The sequence below is a fragment of the Rhodophyticola sp. genome (assembly GCF_965284195.1).
Lineage (GTDB): Bacteria > Pseudomonadota > Alphaproteobacteria > Rhodobacterales > Rhodobacteraceae > Rhodophyticola.
Genome location: NZ_CBDIRM010000001.1, coordinates 2,071,191 through 2,092,967 on the forward strand (window position 1 = coordinate 2,071,191; position 21,777 = coordinate 2,092,967).

Sequence of the window (21,777 nt, forward strand, 5' to 3'; positions counted from 1 at the left end):
TCAAACCTCGTCCGGGAAATGCTTCATGGTCAGGCGGATCGGGTTCGGCGCCGCCTGACCCAGCCCGCAGATGGAGGCATCGGCCATAGCCACGCAGAGCTCCTCCAGCAGCGGCCGGTCCCATTTGTCGGCCTGCATCAGCTTCACCGCCTTCTCGCACCCGACCCGGCAGGGTGTGCATTGCCCGCAGCTTTCCGCCTCGAAAAACCGCAGCATGTTGAGCGCCGCCGCCTTCGCGCTGTCCTGATCGCTCAACACCACGACGGCGGCCGAACCGATGAACGAGCCCAGAGGCTGCAACGTGTCGAAATCCAGCGGTACATCGTCGATGGAGGCCGGCAACAGCCCCGACGACGGCCCGCCGGGCTGATAGGCCTTGAACACATGCCCCTCGGCCATGCCGCCCGCGACCTCGATGATGTCCCGGATGGTCGATCCGGCGGGCAGCAGATACACGCCCGGCATCGCGACCCGGCCGGAAACCGAATAGCTTCTGAGACCCGTCCGGCCATTCTTCTCGACCGCGTTCAGCACCGCAGGCCCCTCCCGGCAGACCCGCGCGACCCAGTGCAGAGTTTCGACATTGTGGACCAGTGTCGGGCGCCCGAAGACGCCCACCTGCGCCACGAAGGGCGGACGATGCCTTGGCAGGCCGCGCTTGCCCTCGATCGATTCGATCATCGCGCTTTCCTCGCCGCAGATATACGCACCCGCGCCGCGCCGCAGATCTATGAACCCCTTATCCACAAGAGCCGCGTCTTCCAGTGCCTTGATTTCACGCCGCAATATCTCAAGCACCGCCGGATATTCATCCCGCATGTAGATAAAGCAGGTCTCCGCCTCCACCGCCCAGGCGGCGATCAGCATACCTTCCAGAAAGAGATGAGGAACCCGCTCCAGATAGTAGCGGTCCTTGAAGGTTCCGGGCTCCCCCTCGTCTCCGTTCACGGCCAGATAGCGCGGCCCGTCATTGGCGCGCACAAATCCCCATTTCCGGCCCGAGGGGAAGCCCGCACCGCCCAGACCGCGCAGCCCGGACGCCAGCAGATCCTCCTGCACGGCTTCCCAGTCCCCGCTTTCGCGCAGGCGTTTCAGCACCTCGTAGCCGCCCGCGGCGACATACCCGTCAAGGCGCTCGTAATCGGGCAGATGGGCATGGGTGTCGCCCGCCGCGATCGCCGCCGCAACCTTGGCCGGATCGGCGTGGTCGATGTGATTATGGCCCAGCTCAAGCACCGGCGCCGTGTCGCAGCGCCCCATGCAGGGCGCGGTGACGACGCGGACCTGCGAGGCGTCCAGCCCGCGGTCCAGCGCCGCCTTCAGCGCATGCGCGCCCGCCAATTCGCAACTGAGCGAGTCGCAGACCCGGATCGTCAAGGCGGGCGGCGGGGTCTCCTCTTCCTTCACCAGATCGAAATGGGCGTAGAAACTGGCCACCTCCCAGATCTCCGCCATCGGCAATCGCATCTCTTCGGCAAGCGCCCTCAGATGCCGCGCGGACAGATGCCCGTATGCGTCCTGGATCAGATGCAGATGCTCGATCAGCAGATCGCGCCGCCGGGGCCGGTCGCCCAGCAAGGCGCGCACCTCCGCCAGCGCAGCATCCTCGTACTGGCGGCCCTTGGGCGTTTTCCGGCCCTTGCCGCCGCCCGATTTCCAGACCCCCTTGCCGGGGGTTTTCTTCTCATCCAGCGCCATGTGCCGGCCCTTCCGCGTTTGCCTGCCTCCGTTCTAACCGGCCTGACTTGCCAAAGCCCACCAAAACCGACATCGTTTTGCCCCAAAACGCAGGCATGCTACCTCCGCCATAGGGAATCGCCCTGCGCCAAGCCCAAGGAACGCCCATGCCTGTGATCGCCCGCTACGCCGTGGCCACGCTGACCCCGCTCCTGCTTCTGATCCTCGGCAGCTTTTTCGCCGCGCCCTTCGGGCTGGCCGCACTTGTCTGGCTGACGCTGCTGGCGGCCTTTCTGGACCAGGTGCTCGCCCCGCCACCCTATGACCCCGACGGTCACGAACCGTGGTCCGACCGGCTGTCGGCGGTTCTGGCCATCGGGCATCTGGCGCTGATCCCGCTGGTTCTGACCGCGCTGGCCGGATCGACGCTGGATTTCGGCCAGAAATGCGCGCTTCTTCTCGCCACGGCCTCGTTTTTCGGTCAGGTCAGCCACCCCAATGCGCATGAGCTGATCCATCGGCGCAAGCGCTGGCTCGCCAGTCTCGGGGCGCTGGTCTACACGACCGTGCTGTTCGGGCACCACGTCTCCGCCCATCGGCTGGTGCATCATCGCTATGTGGGCACCGATCAGGATCCCAACACACCGCTGCCCGGCGAAGGGTTCTGGGAATATGCGCCCCGCGCCTGGACCGGCAGTTTCGAAGCCGGGGTCGCGCAGGAGATCGACCGCCTCGACCGCAAGGGCAAACCCGCCCGGTCGGTCCGCAACCCCTATTACCTCTGGGTCGGCGGCGGCATCGTCATGCTGTTTCTGGCCATTGATCTCGCCGGCATCCTGGGTTTTCTGGCCTTCCTTGCGCTGGCCGTCCTCACGCATCTGCAAATTCTGCTCAGCGATTACATCCAGCATTACGGGCTGCAACGGCTGGAGCTTCCGGGCGGCCGTATCGAACCGGTCGCCGCCCATCACAGCTGGAACGCGCCCAAGGGGTTCTCCAGCTACCTGATGATGAACGCGCCCAGCCATTCAGAACATCACATGCATCCCGACCGGCATTACGACCAGCTCGACACGACGGCCCGCGTGCCCACCCTGCCCTATTCCGTCCCGATCATGGCCGCGCTCGCCACCATCCCGCCGGTCTGGCACCGGGTGATGGACCGACGCGCAATGAAGGTGATGGAACAGGCCGAAAAGCGCCTGCGGGAGACCCCTGCCCCGATCCGGCCCCGCCACCCCGATGTGCCGCCGCACAAGGCGCAGACGGCACCGCCCCGTGACCCGGTCACCGATGAGGATGAGGTTGACGCCCTGATCGCCCGCGTGACCGCGCAGCCAGGCGAATAGCGCCCCCGCATTGCCGGGCCGCCATGGAAACGGGATGGCCCCGCGGCGCAGTGCTGCGCCTGCCCAAGGGCGACAGACAAGCGGCTGCGAAACACTCGCGCAGCCGGTACGGGGAAGCTCGGGCGCGCATCTGCCCGCATCCGAACACCCGGCCGCTGCTTTGCGCCGCTGGTATTCCGGGCTTCGGCCCGCAGCGCCCGGCAGATCAGAGCTTCACACCCCGTCGCCCGGCCAGATCGGTGAAATACTGCCAGGCCACACGGCCCGAACGTGCGCCGCGCGTGGCCTGCCACTCGATCGCTTCGGCGGTCAGCGTCTCCTCGTCGATCTCCACCCCATGGGCCTCGCAATAGCCGCGGATCATCGCCAGATACTCGTCCTGACTGCACGGATGGAACCCCAGCCAGAGCCCGAACCGGTCGGAGAGAGAGACCTTCTCCTCCACCGCCTCGGACGGGTTGATCGCGCTGGAACGCTCGTTTTCGATCATGTCGCGGGGCATCAGATGCCGGCGGTTCGACGTCGCATAGAAAATCACGTTCTCGGGCCGGCCCTCCACGCCGCCATCCAGCACCGCCTTCAGCGATTTGTAATGGGTGTCGTCATGGGAAAAGGACAGATCGTCGCAAAACAGCAGAACCCGCACCGGGGCCGCGCGCAGCAAGGCCAGCAACCGCCCGATGGAGGGCAGATCCTCGCGCTGCACCTCGACCAGCTTCACGGCGGGACCCTGCGACAGCACCTCCGCATGCACCGCCTTGACGAGCGATGACTTCCCCATGCCGCGCGCACCCCAGAGCAACGCGTTGTTCGCGGGCAGCCCGCGGGCAAACTGCACCGTGTTTTCCAGAAGCGTATCCCGCGCCCGGTCGATCCCAAGCAGCAGCGGCAGGTCGATCCGGTTGACGCGCGCCACCGGCTCCAGACGGTCCGGCACCGTGTGCCAGACAAATGCCTCCGCCGCGTCCCAGTCCGGGGCAAGGGCGGGCACGGGGCTCAGCCGCTCCAGCGCCTCGGCAATCCGCGTCAGAACCGTTTCAGTCATACCTTGAGGTCTTCTTCATCCTCGTCATCCAGCAACCCCTCGGCCCGCAGCCGCGCATCGCGCCGCTTCTCGACCAGGCGCACAAGCTGGATGGAGATTTCATAAAGGCCATAGACCACGACAAACAGGATCAGCTGCGTGATCACATCGGGCGGGGTGACAAGGGCCGCCAGTGTCAGAATGGCGACCACGGCCCATTTGCGCATGTTGCCCAGCCCCTCGGCACTGACCAGCCCGGCCTTGCCCATCAGCGTCAGCAGCACGGGCAACTGGAAACAGAGGCCGAAGGCAAAGATGAACTTCAGCGCCAGATCGGTGGATTCCCGGATCGAGCCGAGGAAAACCGTGCGCAGCTCGGTCGTATCGTCCGACAGCGCCGGCACCTCGGACCCGGTGATATAGGCGGTCAGCAGCGGGATCGCGTCGGCAAAACCGATGAAGAAATTCATCGCCAGCGGCGTCACCACGAAATGCGCGAAGGATGCCCCCAGCAGGAACAGGAGGGGCGAGGCAATCAGGAACGGCAGAAAGGCATTCTGCTCCGAGCGGTAGAGACCCGGCGCCACGAAACGCCATAACTGATGGCCGATGATCGGAAAGGCCAGCGCGAACCCCCCGATGACCGAGATCCGCACCAACACGAAAAACTGTTCCTGCGGCGCGGTGAAAATCAGTTCCGGGCTTTGACCGCGCGCGATCAGAACGTCGATCAGGGGCTGCTGGATCAGGTTCAGAAGCGGTTGCGCCACCGTGAAACAGGCCACCATCGCCACCACGAAGGCCAGCACGGACCGGATGAGCCGGGTGCGCAACTCCGCCAGATGTTCGATCAGAGGGGCGGCACTGTCGTCGATTTTGTCGTCGTCGTTCATGCGGTGCCGGTTCCGGTCCGCGGTTCCGCCGGTTCGATCTGCGTCTCTTCGGATGGGGCAGCTCCGGCGTCAGGATCGGCCGCGGCTGCCGGGGGCGTCTCGCCGGGCGCGACGGCCGCAAGCTTGGCATTGCGGATCTCGTCCTCGCGGGCGCGGCGGACCGCATCGGCCTTCTCCCGCGCGGCCTTGGCCTCGGCGGCGCGTTTCTCGGCCATCGCGCGGGTCTCGCTGCCTTCTTCGAATTTCGTCGGGTCGATATCCTCGAACGCCTTGTTGACCGCATCCAGCCCCATCTTCTTGGGGTTGCTCATCGCGCGCAGATCCTTGCTCAGATCCTTCATGCCGGTCTCGCCCGCGGCATCATCCATCGCCCGGCTGAAATCCTTGGCCATGCCGCGAATGCGCCCGGTGATCTGGCCGAAGGTGCGGAACATCTTGGGCAGGTCCTTGGGACCGACGACGATCAACGCCACGATCCCGATCACCAACAACTCCATCATGCCTATATCTGGCATATCCCTGCCTTATGGTTCAGGCGACACGCCCGATCAGGCGTTGTCGCGCTCCCGCTCGGGCGTCACGTCGCGCGCGGCGGTGCCGGCGGTGCCGCTGTCCTCGGCGGTCTGCGTGTTCTCGATCTCCTCGGTGGAGTCCTTCACGCCGCGCTTGAACGCGGTAATGCCTTTGCCGACCTCACCCATCAGATTGGCGATCTTGCCGCGCCCGAACAGCACGAGCACCACAACGGCGATCAAAAGCAGACCGGCAGGTCCGATATTGTTGAGCATGGTTATCTCCCTTGGCGTCTGGCGGGCTGTATCTGCCCGCGCCGCGCAATCACATCCATGATCCATAGGTAAGTCATCTGGGGCGGGATCAAAGCCCCAATGGCTGCGTCAGGCCCGGTTTTGGGCCGAATCGCCCGCCGGAGCAAGGAGAAAGGCGGGTGTTCACCCCCGATGGGGGAACACGAAACACCTGTCCCGCCGTACGGTCAGCCAAAGCGGCGTCCCCGGTTTCGGCAGGAAGACCGCCGGCACGGTGGCCCGCAAAACTTCCTGATTGAAGTCCATCCGGAACTCCACAAGGCTTTCATGCCCCATGAACCGCGCCCGTTCCACGACCCCGCGCGCCGGCACGCCATCCACCGCTGTCGGGTTCGGGCCGCGCCCGCCCCGGTCAAAATCGATCTTCACGTGCTGCGGGCGAAAAATGATCTCCACATCCGACCCGTCGGGATACCCGGGGGCTAGAAACTGACCGAAGGCGGTATCGGTCAGCGCCCCCTCGACCCGCCCGCGGATCACGTTCACATCGCTGAAAAACGCGGCCGCCGCCTGATCGCAGGGCGCGTTGTAGATGTTGTAGGGCGCGCCCTGCTGCACGATCTGGCCGTCCCGCATGAGCGCAATCTGGTCGGCCATGCGCATCGCCTCCTCGGGCTCATGGGTGACCAGCAGCACGGCGGTGCCTTCTTCCTTCAGCAATTGCAGCGTTTCGTCGCGGATCCCGTCGCGCAGCCGGTTGTCCAGCCCCGAAAAGGGCTCGTCCATCAGCATCACCTTGGGGCGCGGGGCAAGCGCCCGGGCCAGCGCCACCCGCTGCTGCTCCCCGCCCGACAGCATATGCGGCGATTTCTGCCCGTAACCGGCCAGATCGACCCGCTCCAGCAACTCCGTGACGCGGGCGGATTTCTCGGCCTTCGGGCCGGTCAGACCAAAGCTCACATTCTGCGCCACGCTCAGATGCGGGAACAGTGCAAAATCCTGAAACATCAGGCCGATGCCCCGGGCTTCGGGTGGCCGGTGATCCCTGTCATCGGACATCACCTGCCCGTCGACGAGGATACGGCCGGCATTCTGGCGCTCCACCCCCGCGATCACCCGCAAGGTGGTGGACTTGCCGCAACCCGAGGGCCCGAGCAGGCACATGATCTCCCCCGGCGCGACCTGCAAGGAGACATCGCGCACGACCACGCGACCGTCGAAATCGCAGGAGACATGGTCAACCTGAAGGCGGGGAGTTTGAGGCACGGTCACGAAAACCCGATCAATTCCATCGGGTTTCGCAGGTAACAGGGGCCATCTGATGTTTCAAGTCCGCCCACGCCCGCTTTCTGTCAGCGAAAAAGCGACCTCTCCCAAAATCTTCCCGTTGACCTGCGCCGAAATCCGGTACGGCCCGGGATGGAGGGTGAATGTGGTCGCATTTTCCCGGAAGACATGGGTCTTGGCCACGCGAAGCGGCTGCTCCGGCGTCACCTCCGCCTGTTTCAGCTTGAAGACCTTGCATGTCTCCGCCCTGTCGGGTTTGTGAAACCAAAGCAGGTAATCCACCAGAACCGGCGTCCGTTCAGGCGCGGAAAGGACAATTTCCACCGTCGCGCGCCCGCCGATCGCCACCGGATCGGGCGTGACCGTTATCGCCTCCAGTCTCACCGGCGCGTCGGCATCGTAGCCCAGATGCGCCATCGCGCCCGGATGGCCAGCCTTGATCAGGGTGCGCAAGGCGTGGCGGGTCATCCAGGCCAATTCCGCGTCCTGTTGCCGGCCGGCCTCCCGCCAGGCGGTCAGCATGGCGAGCACCCGCTCCGGATCCAGCTTGCTGATGTCGTTGAGATGGTTCGCGACCGACCGCGTCACATACCGTGTCGGGTCCGCATGCAGCGCATCGAGGAACCGCAGCGGCACCATCGGGTCAAGCGTGATCGATTTCGCCCAGGGCAGCCTTGGGCGGGTCCCTTCGCTCACCAACCGGCGGACGTGGTAGTTGGAACTGGTGCACCACCGCTCCAGACGGCGCAGCGTTTCCTCGGGCCAGCGGTTCAGAAACGGCCGGATATAGAGCTCCATCGAAAACCGTTTCGTGGCCGCCTCCAGAAGGTCCAGCGCCCGCTCCGGATGGTGTTCCATCCCGTGCCGGACGGCCAGAATTCCGGGAACCGAATGAATGAACCGGCCGAAATCGTCATCGGTTCTGGCCGGGTCCAGTTCGGGCGGCATTGCGGCCTCCAGCGCATCGGCCATGGCGGGGAAATCGGGCGGTAGCCGCGTCTCGATGCAATCCGCGATCCAGTCGAGCCGCTCCAGCAGCTCGCGCCCTTCAAGACCGGGTAGCACCTCGGCCAGAAATCCCTCGGCATCGAAATCCTGCAATCCGGCGGCGTATTCCGCCGCCAGATCGCCCAGCGACTCCGCGTTGAACAGATGATCCTTTAGGGAAAACCGCTCGCTCATAGGGTTGCGTTCGTGGCGCCGCCATCCATCAGGATGTTCTGGCCTACGATGAATCCGGCTTGTTGCGAACACAGGTAGGCGCACATCTGGCCGAACTCCTCCGCCGTTCCGTAGCGGCGCGCGGGGATGGTGGCCGCGCGCCGCGCGCGGGCCTCTTCGATGCTGATCCCCTCGGCCTTGGCCACCCCGCCATCCAGCGCATCGGCCCGGTCCGTGGCATGGATGCCGGGCAGGAGATTGTTGATCACGACGCCCTGGGGCGCGACCTGCCGCGCCGTGCCCGCCACATAGCCGGTCAACCCGGTGCGCGCCGCGTTCGACAGGCCAAGCTGCGGGATCGGCGCCTTGACCGATTGCGAGGTGATGTTGACCACCCGGCCCCAGCCCCGGTCGATCATGCCCGGTATCAACGCGGTCATCAAGGCAATCGGGGTCAGCATGTTGGCGTCCAGCGCGGCAATGAAATCGTCCCGCCCCCACTCATGCCACATGCCCGGCGGAGGGCCGCCCGCATTGGTGACGAGGATATCGGTTTCACCCGCCATTTCAATCAGTTCGGCGCGCCCGCCTTCACTGGTGACGTCGGCCGCCACGGTCGTGACGGTCACCCCATAGGCGGACCGGATCGCCTCCGCCGCGGCCTCCAGCGCCTCGGCGCCGCGCGCGTTCATCACCAGATCGCATCCTGCCGCCGCCAAGGCCTCGGCACAGCCCCGACCCAGCCCCTTGGACGAGGCGCAGACCAGCGCCCGTTTTCCCGAAATTCCCAGATCCATCGCACCCTCCTCTGGCTTCCCCTCCGATCTAGCAGCCGGTGGCCGGCATCGCCAGTCTCGCTTGACCGGCTTCGCGCCGCGACTTACCCATGAACGTCCAAGGAGAGACCATGACACGGCGCACCGCTCAATTCACCTTTTCCACCTATCCCGCCGACGCCCTGACCGTGTCCACCGGGGCCAATGAGGGCGATCCGATCGGGTTGATGAAAGATGTCGTTCCGGGGGATTACTACCGCTTGTCGCGTCGGGCGAACATGGCCAGCCTCGCAATCTGCGATGGCCCCAAGGGGCAGGAGGTGGCCGACGCTTCGCAGCTTGGGCGTCCCGGTGACGGGGTTACGCTGGATCTGTGTCACACGCTGATGGCGCCCGACGGCAAGATGGTGGAGCTTCTGCTGCTGACGATCTGGTCGGATGCGAAAACCTCCCGGCATGTGCTGCCGCTCACCACCCTGCAGATCGCGACGGATTACGAGCTTGTGGCCTCCGAAGTCGAAAGCGCCCCGCGCCGGTTTGCCGATATCGCCAGCGTCAGTTTCCTTGCCGGCACCCATCTGACCATGGCCAACGGCGCGCAAAAACCGGTCGAGACGCTGGTTGTCGGTGATCGGGTGCTGACCCGCGACAACGGCCCGCAGGAGATTCGCTGGATCGGCCAGCAGACCATGCGCACGACCGGGGCGCTGGCCCCCATCCGCATCACCGAAGGCACGCTGAACACCGCCCGCGACCTGCGCCTGTCGCCGCATCACCGGCTGTTCATCTGGCAACGCACCGACGAGGTCGGGACCGGCCGGGCCGAAGTGATGGTCAAGGCGGGCTATCTTGTCGACGGCGCAACCGTCGTGCAGGAGGAAGGTGGCCATGAAGACACCTATCACATCCTCTTTGACGGCCACGAGATCATCTATGCCGAAGGGATCGCGGTCGAAAGCCTGCTGGTCACCAGTCAGACCCGCGCCGCCCTGCCCGACGATCTGGATATCGCGCCATCGGACGCGGACCGGCTGAACGCCTCCGAAATCGAGCTGTCGAAAACCGTTCTGGACAAGCAGGGCGACGTGATCGACCGGCTGACCCGCGCCAGCAAGGGCGTTTTCAAGGACGATTGAACCACTGGCCGCCCCGTCTGCCTGCCCGTTGCGGGACAGATGCAAGCGGGGCGAGGGTCGCGTCAGGCTGTTCCGAAAAACTCCTCGCGCACGATCTTGCCATCCGCGACGTGATAGATCGCCATTTCCTTCATCTGCGTCCGCTCGCCGCTTTCCTTGTGGGTCGCGTCGATCTCGAAAATCACGCCGAAGCGGTCGTCGCCATGCAGAAACGGCCCCTGCACGTCGCCGCCATGCACCTCGAAATTCCCGTTCCACCAGGCATGTTTGCCGCGAATGCCCTCAAGGCCCCTGGTCTCCCGCCCCATGCCGGAGACATCCGCGGCCTCGACGGACACCGCATCGGGCGCATAGAGCTTGTCCAGATTTTCGTCTTCGCGCTGTGTGCGGCACCCATCGACCAGCGCAGTCGCGATCTCTTCCAATGTCATCACGACCCTCCCTTTTGTTCACTTAGTGTTCCCATCTTACGCGAGTCGCCCCCGCGGGTCATCACATTTGGGCAGGCGAAACCGGCGGCGCGCAGATCGCCCGCCGACGCGAAAGCCAGACCCGGGCTGCGGACCCCGGATCATGTCGGGTTCGACCCTTCGGCATTCCGGGGTCCTGCAGGGGCCGGACCGTCATCCCACGGGGCGCCGCCGGCGTCGATTGCCAATGCCCCCGCCCCCGCCTATACCGGCGCCCATGTTGGACAATCGCCCCCCCTTGCCCCCTGAAATCGCCCGCCGCCGGACCTTTGCGATCATCTCGCACCCGGATGCGGGCAAGACCACGCTGACGGAGAAATTCCTGCTTTATGGCGGGGCGATCCAGATGGCCGGGCAGGTGCGCGCCAAGGGCGAGGCGCGGCGCACACGCTCCGATTTCATGCAGATGGAAAAGGATCGGGGGATTTCCGTCTCCGCCTCGGCCATGTCCTTCGATTATCAACGGCCCGAGGTCAATTACCGCTTCAACCTGGTCGACACACCCGGGCACAGCGATTTCTCGGAGGATACCTATCGCACGCTGACCGCCGTGGATGCCGCCATCATGGTCATCGACGGCGCGAAGGGCGTGGAAAGCCAGACCCAGAAGCTGTTCGAGGTCTGCCGCTTGCGCGACCTACCGATCCTGACCTTCTGCAACAAGATGGACCGCGAAAGCCGCGACACCTTCGATATCATCGACGAGATTCAGGAAAACCTCGCCATCGACGTGACACCGGCAAGCTGGCCCATCGGCTCCGGGCGCGATTTCCTGGGCTGTTACGACCTGATCCACGACCGGCTGGACCTGATGGACCGGGCGGACCGCAACGTGGTCGCCGAAAGCATCCGCATCGAAGGGCTCGACGACCCGAAACTTGCCGAACATGTGCCCGCGGACCTGCTGGAAAAGCTCCGCGAGGAGGTGGAGATGGCGCGCGAGTTGCTGCCGCCGTTGGACCGCAAGGCGTTTCTCGACGGGACGCTGACCCCGATCTGGTTCGGCTCCGCGATCAACTCCTTCGGTGTGAAGGAACTGATGGACGGCATCGCCGAATACGGGCCCGAGCCGCAGGTGCAGAATGCCGAACCCCGCGAAGTCGCGCCGGAGGAACGGAAAGTTTCGGGCTTCGTCTTCAAGGTGCAGGCCAATATGGACCCCAAGCACCGCGACCGGGTGGCCTTCGTGCGCATGGTTTCGGGCCATTTCGAACGCGGCATGAAGCTGACCCATGTGCGGTCGAAGAAACCCATGGCGATCAGCAACCCGGTCATGTTTCTCGCCAGTGACCGCGAACTGGCCGAAGAGGCCTGGGCCGGCGACATCATCGGCATTCCGAACCATGGCCAGCTTCGCATCGGCGACGCCCTGACCGAGGGCGAAAGCTTGCGTTTCACCGGCATCCCCAGTTTCGCGCCGGAGCTTCTGCAGACCTGCCGCGCGGGCGACCCGATGAAGGCAAAGCATCTCGACAAGGCGTTGATGCAATTCGCCGAGGAAGGGGCCGCCAAGGTCTTCAAACCCAGCTTCGGCTCCGGCTTCATCGTCGGCGTGGTCGGCGCGCTGCAATTCGAGGTGCTGGCCAGCCGGATCGAGCTGGAGTACGGCCTGCCGGTGCGGTTCGAGCCGTCGCAATTCACCTCCGCCAGATGGGTGCACGGCCCCAGAGACAAGGTCGACGCCTTCGCCAACGCCAACAAACAGCATATCGCCACCGACAATGACGGCGATCCGGTCTATCTGACACGTCTGCAATGGGACATCGACCGGGTGGAGCGGGATTATCCCGACATCCGGCTTTCGGCGACCAAGGAACTGATGGTGTGACCCTTCAAAACCGGGTTCTGCCCACGGGCGAGATCGTCGCGGACCCGGCGCGGGGGCTTTTCACCGGCAATCGCGGGATCATCCATCGGCCCGATGGCACGCTCGGCACCGCGCGCTGGTCCCACAAGCACTGGCTGGTCTGCACGCTCACCCATCCGAGGGGCATCTATCACGGCCCCATGCCCGATCGCGGCTGGTCGGCCCTGTTCTTTCTGGATGAGGCCGTGGCGCTTACGGCGGGGCACCGGCCCTGCCATTACTGCCGGCGGGAGGCCTATCTGCGCTGGACCGCCGCCTGGCAACGGGCGACCGGCGCGCCGCCGGAGCGGATGGCGATGGATGGGGCGCTGCACAAGGCCCGGGTGACGCGCAACCGCGCACAGATCCGCCACGAGGCCGAGAGCGCCGATCTGCCGGATTTCGCCTTCATCCTGTGGAAGGATCGCGCCCATCTGGTGCGGGGGGACCATATGCATCCCTACGATCCGAAGGGTTACGGCCACCCGGTCCCCCGCCCCGGCGGGCCCGTCACCGTGCTTACGCCGGCGCCCACGCGCGCCGTGCTTGCCGCCGGTTACATGCCCGTGCTGCATCCCTCGCTCACCGCCTAGTCACAGCTTAACGGTGGATTAACCGAAATCCGGGCAAGCTGCGGGCATGTTCCATCGGCTTTCCGTCCTCGCGCTGGTCTTCATGCTGGCCGCCTGTGCCGCCGGCGGGCGGGGCGGCGATCTGATCAGCCGTGATCAGGGCCTCTTCGGCGTCTATTCCCGCCAGATGCTGCTCAGCGACGATGTCCATCACGTGCTCATGGGCCATGTGATCGTGGCGACCCGGGGCGACGAGACGATCCGCGCGCTGATCATTCACCAGCGCCGGGACGGTGTGCACAGGCTGCGCTACAGCAGCGCCTGGCGTGGCGGGACCGAGCTGCCCTATCGCAGCCTTGCGCGCCGCGTCGGCGGATGCACCCATGGGCATTGCCGTGATTTCGCGGTCGGGATGATCGCGTTGAGCCCCGAGATGATCCGTGCCGGCGCCCGGAGCGGATTGCGCGCCCGGCTGTTCGGCCCGTCCGGCGCTATCGCCATTCACGCCCCTCCCGCGCTCTTTTCAGAAGCGCTTGCCCGTGCGGCGGAAATGTAACGCTCCCCCTTGTGTGCAGCGCAGCATTTGACCTTATGCGCTGACTGGACTATTTCCCAAGGGCCGTTGCGATGGGCGCAAGGGCCGCGACGCGGAGCGCGCCGGATATGCGCTCCTTTTCTTCTCACCGGCCCCTGCCGGTAACATTGGACGCATATGACAAAATTTTCCGAACTCAGCCTTAACCCCAAGGTTTTGAAAGCCGTGGAAGAGGCGGGCTATGAAACCCCGACCCCGATACAGGAAGGGGCCATTCCCCCGGCTCTCGAAGGCCGCGATGTGCTGGGCATCGCCCAGACGGGCACCGGCAAGACCGCCAGCTTCACGCTGCCGATGATCACCATGCTGGCGCGCGGGCGTGCGCGGGCGCGGATGCCGCGAAGCCTGGTGCTTTGCCCGACGCGCGAGCTTGCCGCCCAGGTGGCCGAGAACTTCGACACCTACGCCAAGCACGTGAAGCTGACCAAGGCGCTGCTGATCGGCGGCGTGTCCTTCAAGGAGCAGGATCAGCTGATCGACCGCGGCGTCGACGTGCTGATCGCCACACCGGGCCGTCTGCTCGATCATTTCGAACGCGGCAAGTTGCTTCTGACCGGTGTGCAGATCATGGTGGTGGACGAAGCCGACCGGATGCTCGACATGGGATTCATCCCCGATATCGAACGCATCTTCGGCCTTGTTCCCTTCACCCGCCAGACGCTGTTCTTTTCCGCCACCATGGCGCCCGAGATCGAGCGGATCACCAATACGTTCCTGTCCAACCCGGCCAAGATCGAGGTCGCCCGCCAGTCGAGCGCCTCGGAGACGATCGAACAGGTGATGGTCAGCTTCCGGCCCACCCGCCGCGATGTGGCCGCCAAGCAGAAACGCGACATGCTGCGCGCAATCATCGAAGGCGAAGGGGAGGCCTGCACAAACGCGATCATCTTCTGCAACCGCAAGGTCGATGTGGATATCGTTGCGAAATCCCTCAAGAAACACGGCCTGAACGCGGAGCCGATCCATGGCGATCTGGACCAGTCGCACCGCACCCGCACGCTGGACGGGTTTCGCGACGGCTCGATCAGGTTTCTGGTGGCCTCCGACGTGGCCGCGCGCGGGCTCGATATCCCGAATGTGAGCCATGTGCTGAATTACGACGTCCCCTCCCATGCGGAGGATTACGTGCACCGGATCGGCCGCACGGGCCGCGCCGGGCGCAAGGGCAAGACGATCATGATCCACGTGCCGTCGGATGACAAATATCTGGGCGCGATCGAGTCCCTGATCGGCAATTCGATCCCCCGTGTCGATCCTCCGATCCAGATCGGGGACGCGCAGGCCGCGACCGACACGGCCGAGGCAGAGGCCGACACGAGGCCCGAGCGCAAACCGCGCCGCAGCCGGGCCCGCCGCGACGATCGCAAGGAGCCCCAGGCACCCCAGAACGCCGCCGCCGAGCCCGTGGCCGAGGAGGCGACTGCCGCCGCCGAGACGCCGGCTCCCGCCGCCCGCAGCCGGGATCGGGCCGATGACCGCGGCGAGCGTGGTGATCACGGCAACCGGAGCCGCGGCGGGCGTGACCGGGGCGGCGATCGCGGTGGCAACCGGGTGGTCGGCATGGGCGAGCACATGCCCGACTTCATTTCGCTCAGCTTCGACGAGCGCCGGGGCGGTCCGGCCAGACCGGACCCGGACCTTGATGACGCGCAGGCCGATGAGGACACCGCCCACGAGGCGGAGGGCGCGAATGCACCCTCGGCCGAGGAAACGCCCAAGCCGAAGCCCAAGCGTCGCCGGGCAAAGAAGGTGAAGGATGAGGACAAGACCCCATCCTCGGACCCCGGCAACGAAGACGCGGCCTGAGAGACGCGGGCGCCTGAGGCCGTTCGGACCGGAAGGCAGCGAGAGGTCAACGGGGTTGCAGCCCCGCCTCACGGCATGCCGGTCACGGGCGCGCGGGCATCGGGGGCGTGTTTCTGGATGAAAACAACCCGCCCCTTGCAGCACAAGGAACGGGTCTGATTGGTCAAGGTGCCGGGACGCGGCGTCGCCCCTGAGCCCTCGCTATCCCGCCATCAGGCGGGAGACCAGAACGCTGACTTCAGGTTTCTTGCCGATCTCGCTGACGCAAACCTGCCGGGCCACACGCTTTATCGCTTCTTCCAGCTTATCGTCGTCGCCGACGGTCCGGTCATCCAGACGCGGCAGCAACTCGGCCAGTTCATCCTCGATCATCTCGGCCAGATCGGCCCCGTTCCCGACAATCTCGGGCAGCCCGCGCAGCTGGACCCAGCTGTCTTCCAGAACCTGGTCATCCTCGTCCACGACCAGCGCCACGATGACCAGACCGTTGAGCGCGAGTTTCATCCGGTCGCGGATCACGCCATCGAACGCCCCCACAAGGGCCGTGCCGTCAAGATAGGTCTTGGCGATCTCGATCCGCTCCACCACGCCCGGCTGGTTACCCGAAAGCTCCACCATCGCGCCGTTCGGGGCGACGATCCCGTTCAGCCCCTTTTCCAGCGCCACGCGGGCATGTTCACGCAGATGGCGGAACTCGCCATGGTTGGGCAGCAGGATCTGCGGGCGGACCAGATCGTGCATCGCTTCGAGATCGGGGCGGTTCGCATGGCCCGAAACGTGATAGAACCCGGAGTTCTCATCCACAACCTGCACGCCTTTTTCGGCAAGCGCATTCTGGATGAACCCCACCGAGACCTCGTTGCCCGGAATGGTCTTGGAGGAAAACAGGAACATGTCCCCTTCCGCGAGTTCGTGGCCCAGATACTTGCCTCGCGACAGCGCCGCCGAAGCCGCGCGGCGTTCGCCCTGGCTTCCGGTGACGATCAGCATCAGGTTCTCGCGGGGAATGTCGGTGGCCTCTTCGGGGCTGACGGTGGCGGGGAAATCGGTCAGCACGCCGGTTTCGACCCCGGCGGTCACCATGCGTTTCATCGCGCGGCCCATCAGGCAGATGGAACGCCCGTTGGCCCGGCCCGCCTCGGCCAGCGTTTTCAGCCGGGCGATGTTCGAGGCGAAGGTCGTGGCCACGACCATCCCCTTGGCACCCGCAATCAGGTCGCCGATCGGTTCGGGCAACTGGCTTTCGCTGCGCCCCGGATGGCGGCTGAAGACATTGGTGCTGTCACAGATCAGGGCGCGGACGCCATCGCGCCCGACCTCGCGCCACAGATCCTCGTCAAACGGCTCGCCGACCACCGGGTGATGATCGATCTTGAAATCGCCCGAATGAACCACCCGGCCTTCGGGCGTGTCGATCACCAGAGCGGAGGCTTCGGGGATCGAATGGGAAATCGGGGCAAACTGCACACGGAAGGCCCCCGCCTCGACCATTTCGGGGTACGCGCCCACCACCTGCACCTGATCGGGGTCCTGCCCCGCATCCTCCATCTTGCGCCGCGCGTGATAGGCGGTGAAGACGCGGGCATAGACCGGCGCGCGCAATTGCGACCACAGATGGCCCAGAGCGCCCACATGATCCTCATGCGCATGGGTGATGAAAATCGCGTCGAGCCGGTCGGCGCGGGCCGCCAGCCATGAGACATCCGGCAGGATCAGATCGACCCCGGGCTGCCCGTCCATATCCGGGAAGCTGACGCCGATGTCGACCAGGATGAAGCGCTCTTTCCCCTCCGGCCCATAGCCGTAGAGATAGCAGTTCATCCCGATCTCCCCCGCGCCGCCCAGGGGGAGGTAGATCAGCCTTGCGCGATCACTCATATGCTGCCGTTTTCCTTGTTGTGAGAATAGATGACCGTGAGGCCATGCATCGTCAGATCATCTTCGATCAGGTCAAATAACACATCCCCGGTGGAGAACAACGGGGCAAGCCCGCCAGTGCCGACAATCCGCATCGGCCGGTCATATTCGCCCCTGATCCGGTCGGTGATGCCCGCCACAAGGCCCACATAGCCCCAGAAGACACCCGATTGCATGCAAGCCACCGTGTTGGTGCCGATAACGGCCTGCGGCTTGGTCACATCCACATGCGGCAGGGCCGCCGCGGCATGATGCAGCGCCTCAAGGCTGAGATTGACGCCCGGCGCGATCACACCGCCCACATAGGCGCCGTCGCCGGCAACCACATCGAAGGTCGTGGCGGTCCCGAAATCGACCACGATCAGGTCGCCGCCGTGGCGATCATATGCGCCGGCGGTATTGACCAGCCGGTCAGGTCCGACCTGCGTCCCTTCATCGACACGCGGGTTCACCGGCAGCAGGCATTCCGGCTTGCCCACGACCAACGGACGGCAATTGAAGTAGCGATCGCAGAGGACGCGCAGGTTGAACACCACCCGGGGCACCGTGGAGGAGATGATGCAATCGGTGATCGCCACCTCCAGCTTGCGGTTCTCCATCAGCGTGGAAAACCACACGAAATACTGGTCCGCCGTGCGTTGATGCTCGGTCGAGGTGCGAAACGTGGCCAGAAACCTCTCCCCGTCCCAGACGGAGAAAACCGTGTTCGTGTTGCCGCAGTCGATGCACAGGAGCATTGGGGGCCCTCCGTCAGAAATAGATTTCGGCGGCCGGGATCACCCGGCGGCCTCTGGACGTTTCCAGAACGATGCTCCCGGCCTCGTCCACCGTCTCGAAAACACCGGTCGTCTGCTCCCGCGCGGTTCGGGCGGTAATCGTATCGCCCAGCCGCGCCGCATGAGACAGCCATTCGGTGCGGATCGGCGCGAAGCCGTAGGTGACGAACTGCCGCTCGATCCGGTCGAAGGCGGCGGCCAGCGGGCCCAGAAACGCCTCGGGCGTGATCCGCAGGCCGGTCTCGTCCCGCAGGCTGACGGGCGGCAGAGCGCCGGGCTCCACCATGCTGCGGTCCGGTGCTGCGGCCAGATTGACGCCGATCCCGATCACCAGATGGGAGACGCCTTGGGCCGAGCCCAGGCTTTCAAGCAGGATCCCGGCCACCTTGCCGCCGTTCAGCAACACGTCATTGGGCCATTTCAGGCGGATGGCGCCCGCCGGCACGCCGACGGCCAGAAATGCCTCGCGCAGCGCCAGGGAGGCCACGAAGGACCGCAAGGCGGCCTGCGCCGGGCCGCCTCCGGGCCGCATCACGAGCGATGCCGCGAAACTTCCCTCGGGCATCGCCCAGTGGCGGCCGCGGCGTCCTCTGGCGGCGGTCTGGTTCAGCGCCAGTATCCATTCCGGCCCCGCCAGATCCGGCGCGATGCGGGTGGCCTCGGCCATGGTACTGTCTGTCTCGGGCAGAACCCGGCGGCCCACACCTTCAGGCCAGCACGCCATGCTAGCGGACAAGCGTCGCCGCGGCGGCTTCGGCCAGGCCATCCACGCCGAACAGGTTGAAGACGCCCAGAACCATGATCGCGGCGCAGGCCACCAGCCCGACCCAGGGCACCAGCCCCATTCTGCCGTCAAGGCCGTCTTCCTCGGCCCCGAAATACATCAGATAGACGATGCGCAGATAGTAGAACGCCCCGATGACCGACGCGATAACACCGGCCACCGCCAGCCAGATCAGCCCGGCATCGACCGCGGCCATGAGCACGGCGAACTTGCCGAAGAACCCGACCATCGGCGGCACACCTGCCAGGCTGAACATCAGGACCAGTACCGCAAGCGCCTTGAGCGGCTCCTTGGAGGAGAAGTTGCTGAGCGCGGTGATTTCCGTCACGTGGCGCCCGTCCTTTTCCATCGACATGATGAACGCGAAAGTGCCGATATTCATCGTCACGTAGATCGCCATATAGATCAGCATGGCGGTCACGCCCTGCTCGGTTCCGGCAGACAGGCCCATCAGCGCAAAGCCCATATGCGAGATCGAGGAATAGGCCATCAGGCGCTTGATATCCGTCTGCCCGATCGCGGCGATCGCCCCCAGAAACATCGAAAAGACCGCGAGAAACGCCACGATCTGCTGCCAGTCGCCCACCGCACCGCCGAAGGCGTCATGCACGACCCGGGCGAACAGCGCCATCGCCGCAACCTTGGGTGCGGTGGCGAAGAAGGCCGTCACCGGCGTGGGGGAGCCCTCATAGACATCCGGCGTCCACATATGGAACGGCGCGGCGGAGACCTTGAAGGCCAGCCCCGCGATCAGGAACACCAGCCCCAGAAGCAGACCGAGTCGACAATTCTCCGTTCACCGCCGTGTCGATGATGCCCGAGAAAAGCGGTGGTGGCCGGAATAGCCGTAGACCAGCGAGGCGCCGTAGAGCAGCAGGCCAGAGGAGAGCGCGCCGAGGATGAAGTACTTCAACCCCGCCTCGGTGGAGCGCACGCTGTCGCGCCGCAGGGAGGCGATCACGTAAAGCGACAGGGATTGCAGCTCCAGCCCCATGTAGAGCGCCATCAGGTCGCCTGCGGACACCATTATCATCATGCCGATCGTCGCCAGCGTGATCAGCATCGGGTATTCGAACCGCAACAGGTCCGATTTTTCCATGTAATCATGGCTGATCACAAGAATCGCCGCGGCGGCGAGCAGGATCGTGATCTTGGCAAAACGCGCGAAACCGTCATCGACGAACATGCCGCCGAAGGCGATGCGGGTGCCGCCGCCGGTCACCCCGATATAGAAGGCCATCACCACGAACAGGACGGCGGTGACATAGGTCAGTGTGGAGGCCAGCCCGTCCTTGGACGTATAGACCGCCGCAAGCAATCCGATCATCGCATAGATGGCGAGAACGATCTCGGGGGTCAGAATGGAAAGATCGGTGGCGATCATTGCATCACCTCAATGGCTGGCGACTTGCGTATCCGGCACATGCTGTGCCAGCGCAACGTCGTAATTGGTCAACAGCGCCTCGACCGAGGGGCCGATGATGTCGGTCACCAGACTGGGGTAGACGCCCAGAAGCAGGGTCATGACGATCAGCGGCGCAAAGATCATGCGCTCGCGGCGCGTCATGTCGGTGATGGATTTCAGGCTTTCCTTGATCAGGTCGCCGAAGACAACCCGGCGATACAGCCAAAGCGCGTAGCCCGCGCTCAGGATCACGCCGGTCGCCGCCAGCACGCCGATCCAGGTATTGACCTGGAAGACGCCCACCAGCGTCAGGAATTCACCCACGAAACCCGAGGTTCCGGGCAGGCCCACATTCGCCATGGTGAACAGCATGAACACCAGCGCATAGGCCGGCATGCGTGTGACCAGCCCGCCATAGGCTTCGATGTCGCGCGTGTGCATCCGGTCGTAGATCACCCCGACGCAGAGAAAGAGCGCGCCCGAGATGAAGCCGTGGCTGATCATCTGGAAAATCGCCCCGTCCACGCCCTGCTGATTGGCGGCGAATATGCCCATGGTGACGAAGCCCATATGCGCCACGGAGGAATAGGCGATCAGCTTCTTCATGTCGTCCTGCACCATCGCCACCAGCGAGGTGTAGATGATCGCGATCACCGACAGCCACATGACCAGCGGCGCCATGATGTCCGAGGCGACCGGAAACATCGGCAGGCTGAACCGCAGGAAGCCGTAGCCGCCCATTTTCAACAGGATCGCGGCCAGCACGACCGAGCCTGCGGTGGGTGCCTGCACATGGGCATCCGGCAGCCAGGTGTGGACCGGCCACATCGGCATCTTGACGGCGAAGCTGGCGAAGAAGGCAAGCCACAGAAGCATCTGCATGCCGCCTGCGATCTGCCAGCCAAGCAGGCTGATCGGACCCGCATCGAACTGATGCTGCAACAGGCTGGGAATGTCGGTCGTGCCCGCGTCGATATACATCGCGACCATGGCCACCAGCATCAGGACCGAGCCGAGGAAGGTATAGAGAAAGAACTTGAAGCTGGCATAGATCCGGTTCGCCCCGCCCCAGATGCCGATGATCAGGAACATCGGGATCAGGCCCGCCTCGAAGAACAGGTAGAACAGCACCAGATCCAGCGCGACGAAGACCCCGATCATCAGGGTTTCGAGGATCAGGAGCGCGATCATGTAATCCTTGACCCGGTGGGTCACATCCCAGCACGCCGCGATCACCAGCGGCATCAGGAAGGTGGTCAGCATCACGAACAGCACGCTGATGCCGTCGACACCCAGCTTGTAGGTCAGGCCCAGAAGCCATTCACGCTCCACGACCAGCTGGAAACCCGTCTGGTCGGGATCGAACTCGAACAGAATGGCCAGCGATATGATGAAGGTCGCGGTGGTCGCCGCAAGCGCCAGCCATTTGGCGTTCTGCTGCGCCATGGCGTCGTCGCCGCGCAGGAACAGCGCCATGATCAGCGCGGCGGCCATCGGCAGGAAAGTGACGATCGACAGGAGGGAATTGAAATCCAT

19 protein-coding genes and 1 pseudogene are annotated in these 21,777 nt (G+C 64.9%); 6 read left to right on the forward strand and 14 right to left on the reverse strand.

Annotated features, from left to right (window positions below; all coding sequences use genetic code 11):
- On the reverse strand, positions 1–1,698 hold the full coding sequence (locus ACQ651_RS10350; RefSeq protein WP_430449215.1) for an NAD(P)H-dependent oxidoreductase subunit E: 1,698 nt from the start codon (positions 1,696–1,698) through the stop codon (positions 1–3).
- Between the two features lie 146 nt (positions 1,699–1,844).
- On the opposite strand from ACQ651_RS10350, the gene ACQ651_RS10355 reads away from it, so the two are divergent.
- Entirely contained in the window at positions 1,845–3,026 is a 1,182-nt protein-coding gene (locus ACQ651_RS10355; protein ID WP_430449216.1) for an alkane 1-monooxygenase, read from the forward strand.
- A gap of 205 nt (positions 3,027–3,231) precedes the next feature.
- Here ACQ651_RS10355 and ACQ651_RS10360 read toward each other — a convergent pair whose 3' ends face one another.
- From ACQ651_RS10360 to ACQ651_RS10390, 7 genes are all read right to left on the reverse strand, one after another.
- Complete coding sequence (locus ACQ651_RS10360) at positions 3,232–4,071, reverse strand: ATP-binding protein (RefSeq protein ID WP_375551853.1); 840 nt, start codon at positions 4,069–4,071, stop codon at positions 3,232–3,234.
- Complete coding sequence (gene tatC / locus ACQ651_RS10365) at positions 4,068–4,943, reverse strand: twin-arginine translocase subunit TatC (protein ID WP_375551852.1); 876 nt, start codon at positions 4,941–4,943, stop codon at positions 4,068–4,070. The genes ACQ651_RS10360 and tatC overlap by 4 nt, the downstream gene beginning before the upstream one ends.
- A complete protein-coding gene (gene tatB, locus ACQ651_RS10370) occupies positions 4,940–5,458 on the reverse strand; it encodes a Sec-independent protein translocase protein TatB (protein WP_227284866.1) in 519 nt (172 codons plus the stop codon). Before tatB ends, tatC begins: the two co-directional genes overlap by 4 nt.
- 33 nt (positions 5,459–5,491) lie before the next feature.
- The gene (tatA, locus tag ACQ651_RS10375) at positions 5,492–5,731 is read right to left on the reverse strand and encodes a twin-arginine translocase TatA/TatE family subunit (protein ID WP_227284867.1); all 240 of its coding nucleotides are present in this window, start codon (positions 5,729–5,731) and stop codon (positions 5,492–5,494) included.
- A gap of 162 nt (positions 5,732–5,893) precedes the next feature.
- Positions 5,894–6,982, reverse strand: a complete 1,089-nt coding sequence (locus ACQ651_RS10380; protein ID WP_375551850.1) for an ABC transporter ATP-binding protein — start codon at positions 6,980–6,982, stop codon at positions 5,894–5,896.
- Between the two features lie 54 nt (positions 6,983–7,036).
- Entirely contained in the window at positions 7,037–8,179 is a 1,143-nt protein-coding gene (locus ACQ651_RS10385) for a hypothetical protein (protein WP_430449217.1), read from the reverse strand.
- Positions 8,176–8,955 carry an SDR family oxidoreductase gene (locus ACQ651_RS10390; protein WP_430449218.1) on the reverse strand — a complete coding sequence of 260 codons (780 nt, stop codon included), beginning with the start codon at positions 8,953–8,955 and terminating at the stop codon, positions 8,176–8,178. Before ACQ651_RS10390 ends, ACQ651_RS10385 begins: the two co-directional genes overlap by 4 nt.
- 110 nt (positions 8,956–9,065) lie before the next feature.
- Between ACQ651_RS10390 and ACQ651_RS10395 the strand changes: the two genes are divergently transcribed.
- Positions 9,066–10,070 carry a Hint domain-containing protein gene (locus tag ACQ651_RS10395; RefSeq protein WP_430449219.1) on the forward strand — a complete coding sequence of 335 codons (1,005 nt, stop codon included), beginning with the start codon at positions 9,066–9,068 and terminating at the stop codon, positions 10,068–10,070.
- A gap of 62 nt (positions 10,071–10,132) precedes the next feature.
- On the opposite strand, the gene ACQ651_RS10400 is transcribed toward ACQ651_RS10395, so the two are convergent.
- Positions 10,133–10,501 (reverse strand): nuclear transport factor 2 family protein, encoded by a 369-nt coding sequence (locus ACQ651_RS10400; protein WP_227284871.1) that lies wholly within the window; start codon positions 10,499–10,501, stop codon positions 10,133–10,135.
- Between the two features lie 256 nt (positions 10,502–10,757).
- Here ACQ651_RS10400 and ACQ651_RS10405 point away from each other — a divergent pair, with 256 nt between their 5' ends.
- The 4 genes from ACQ651_RS10405 to ACQ651_RS10420 all read left to right on the forward strand — a co-directional run bounded on the left by ACQ651_RS10405 (position 10,758) and on the right by ACQ651_RS10420 (position 15,359).
- Entirely contained in the window at positions 10,758–12,368 is a 1,611-nt protein-coding gene (locus ACQ651_RS10405; protein ID WP_430449220.1) for a peptide chain release factor 3, read from the forward strand.
- Positions 12,365–12,979 carry a hypothetical protein gene (locus ACQ651_RS10410; RefSeq protein WP_227284873.1) on the forward strand — a complete coding sequence of 205 codons (615 nt, stop codon included), beginning with the start codon at positions 12,365–12,367 and terminating at the stop codon, positions 12,977–12,979. The genes ACQ651_RS10405 and ACQ651_RS10410 overlap by 4 nt, the downstream gene beginning before the upstream one ends.
- Before the next feature lie 46 nt (positions 12,980–13,025).
- Entirely contained in the window at positions 13,026–13,514 is a 489-nt protein-coding gene (locus ACQ651_RS10415) for a hypothetical protein (RefSeq protein WP_227284874.1), read from the forward strand.
- 156 nt (positions 13,515–13,670) lie between these two features.
- Entirely contained in the window at positions 13,671–15,359 is a 1,689-nt protein-coding gene (locus ACQ651_RS10420) for a DEAD/DEAH box helicase (RefSeq protein WP_430449221.1), read from the forward strand.
- 201 nt (positions 15,360–15,560) lie between these two features.
- Here the strand turns inward: ACQ651_RS10420 and ACQ651_RS10425 are convergent, their stop codons facing one another.
- From ACQ651_RS10425 to ACQ651_RS10445, 5 genes and pseudogenes are all read right to left on the reverse strand, one after another.
- On the reverse strand, positions 15,561–17,237 hold the full coding sequence (locus ACQ651_RS10425) for a ribonuclease J (protein ID WP_430449222.1): 1,677 nt from the start codon (positions 17,235–17,237) through the stop codon (positions 15,561–15,563).
- The gene (locus tag ACQ651_RS10430) at positions 17,234–18,013 is read right to left on the reverse strand and encodes a type III pantothenate kinase (protein WP_430449223.1); all 780 of its coding nucleotides are present in this window, start codon (positions 18,011–18,013) and stop codon (positions 17,234–17,236) included. Before ACQ651_RS10430 ends, ACQ651_RS10425 begins: the two co-directional genes overlap by 4 nt.
- Positions 18,014–18,026: 13 nt before the next feature.
- A complete protein-coding gene (locus ACQ651_RS10435) occupies positions 18,027–18,776 on the reverse strand; it encodes a biotin--[acetyl-CoA-carboxylase] ligase (RefSeq protein WP_430449224.1) in 750 nt (249 codons plus the stop codon).
- A gap of 1 nt (position 18,777) precedes the next feature.
- A pseudogene (nuoN, locus tag ACQ651_RS10440) lies at positions 18,778–20,220 on the reverse strand (NADH-quinone oxidoreductase subunit NuoN).
- 9 nt (positions 20,221–20,229) lie between these two features.
- The gene (locus ACQ651_RS10445) at positions 20,230–21,777 is read right to left on the reverse strand and encodes an NADH-quinone oxidoreductase subunit M (protein WP_430449225.1); all 1,548 of its coding nucleotides are present in this window, start codon (positions 21,775–21,777) and stop codon (positions 20,230–20,232) included.

Bases quoted from the DNA above. Each gene is read 5' to 3' on its own strand.
- ACQ651_RS10425 (WP_430449222.1), bottom strand. From the start codon at position 17,237: ATGAGTGATCGCGCAAGGCTGATCTACCTCCCCCTGGGCGGCGCGGGG.
- ACQ651_RS10390 (WP_430449218.1), bottom strand. From the start codon at position 8,955: ATGGATCTGGGAATTTCGGGAAAACGGGCGCTGGTCTGCGCCTCGTCC.
- tatC (WP_375551852.1), bottom strand. From the start codon at position 4,943: ATGAACGACGACGACAAAATCGACGACAGTGCCGCCCCTCTGATCGAA.
- ACQ651_RS10445 (WP_430449225.1), bottom strand. From the start codon at position 21,777: ATGGATTTCAATTCCCTCCTGTCGATCGTCACTTTCCTGCCGATGGCC.
- ACQ651_RS10355 (WP_430449216.1), top strand. From the start codon at position 1,845: ATGCCTGTGATCGCCCGCTACGCCGTGGCCACGCTGACCCCGCTCCTG.
- ACQ651_RS10350 (WP_430449215.1), bottom strand. From the start codon at position 1,698: ATGGCGCTGGATGAGAAGAAAACCCCCGGCAAGGGGGTCTGGAAATCG.
- ACQ651_RS10435 (WP_430449224.1), bottom strand. From the start codon at position 18,776: ATGGCGTGCTGGCCTGAAGGTGTGGGCCGCCGGGTTCTGCCCGAGACA.
- ACQ651_RS10430 (WP_430449223.1), bottom strand. From the start codon at position 18,013: ATGCTCCTGTGCATCGACTGCGGCAACACGAACACGGTTTTCTCCGTC.
- ACQ651_RS10420 (WP_430449221.1), top strand. From the start codon at position 13,671: ATGACAAAATTTTCCGAACTCAGCCTTAACCCCAAGGTTTTGAAAGCC.
- ACQ651_RS10385 (WP_430449217.1), bottom strand. From the start codon at position 8,179: ATGAGCGAGCGGTTTTCCCTAAAGGATCATCTGTTCAACGCGGAGTCG.
- tatA (WP_227284867.1), bottom strand. From the start codon at position 5,731: ATGCTCAACAATATCGGACCTGCCGGTCTGCTTTTGATCGCCGTTGTG.
- ACQ651_RS10360 (WP_375551853.1), bottom strand. From the start codon at position 4,071: ATGACTGAAACGGTTCTGACGCGGATTGCCGAGGCGCTGGAGCGGCTG.
- ACQ651_RS10395 (WP_430449219.1), top strand. From the start codon at position 9,066: ATGACACGGCGCACCGCTCAATTCACCTTTTCCACCTATCCCGCCGAC.
- tatB (WP_227284866.1), bottom strand. From the start codon at position 5,458: ATGCCAGATATAGGCATGATGGAGTTGTTGGTGATCGGGATCGTGGCG.
- ACQ651_RS10415 (WP_227284874.1), top strand. From the start codon at position 13,026: ATGTTCCATCGGCTTTCCGTCCTCGCGCTGGTCTTCATGCTGGCCGCC.
- ACQ651_RS10405 (WP_430449220.1), top strand. From the start codon at position 10,758: ATGTTGGACAATCGCCCCCCCTTGCCCCCTGAAATCGCCCGCCGCCGG.
- ACQ651_RS10400 (WP_227284871.1), bottom strand. From the start codon at position 10,501: ATGACATTGGAAGAGATCGCGACTGCGCTGGTCGATGGGTGCCGCACA.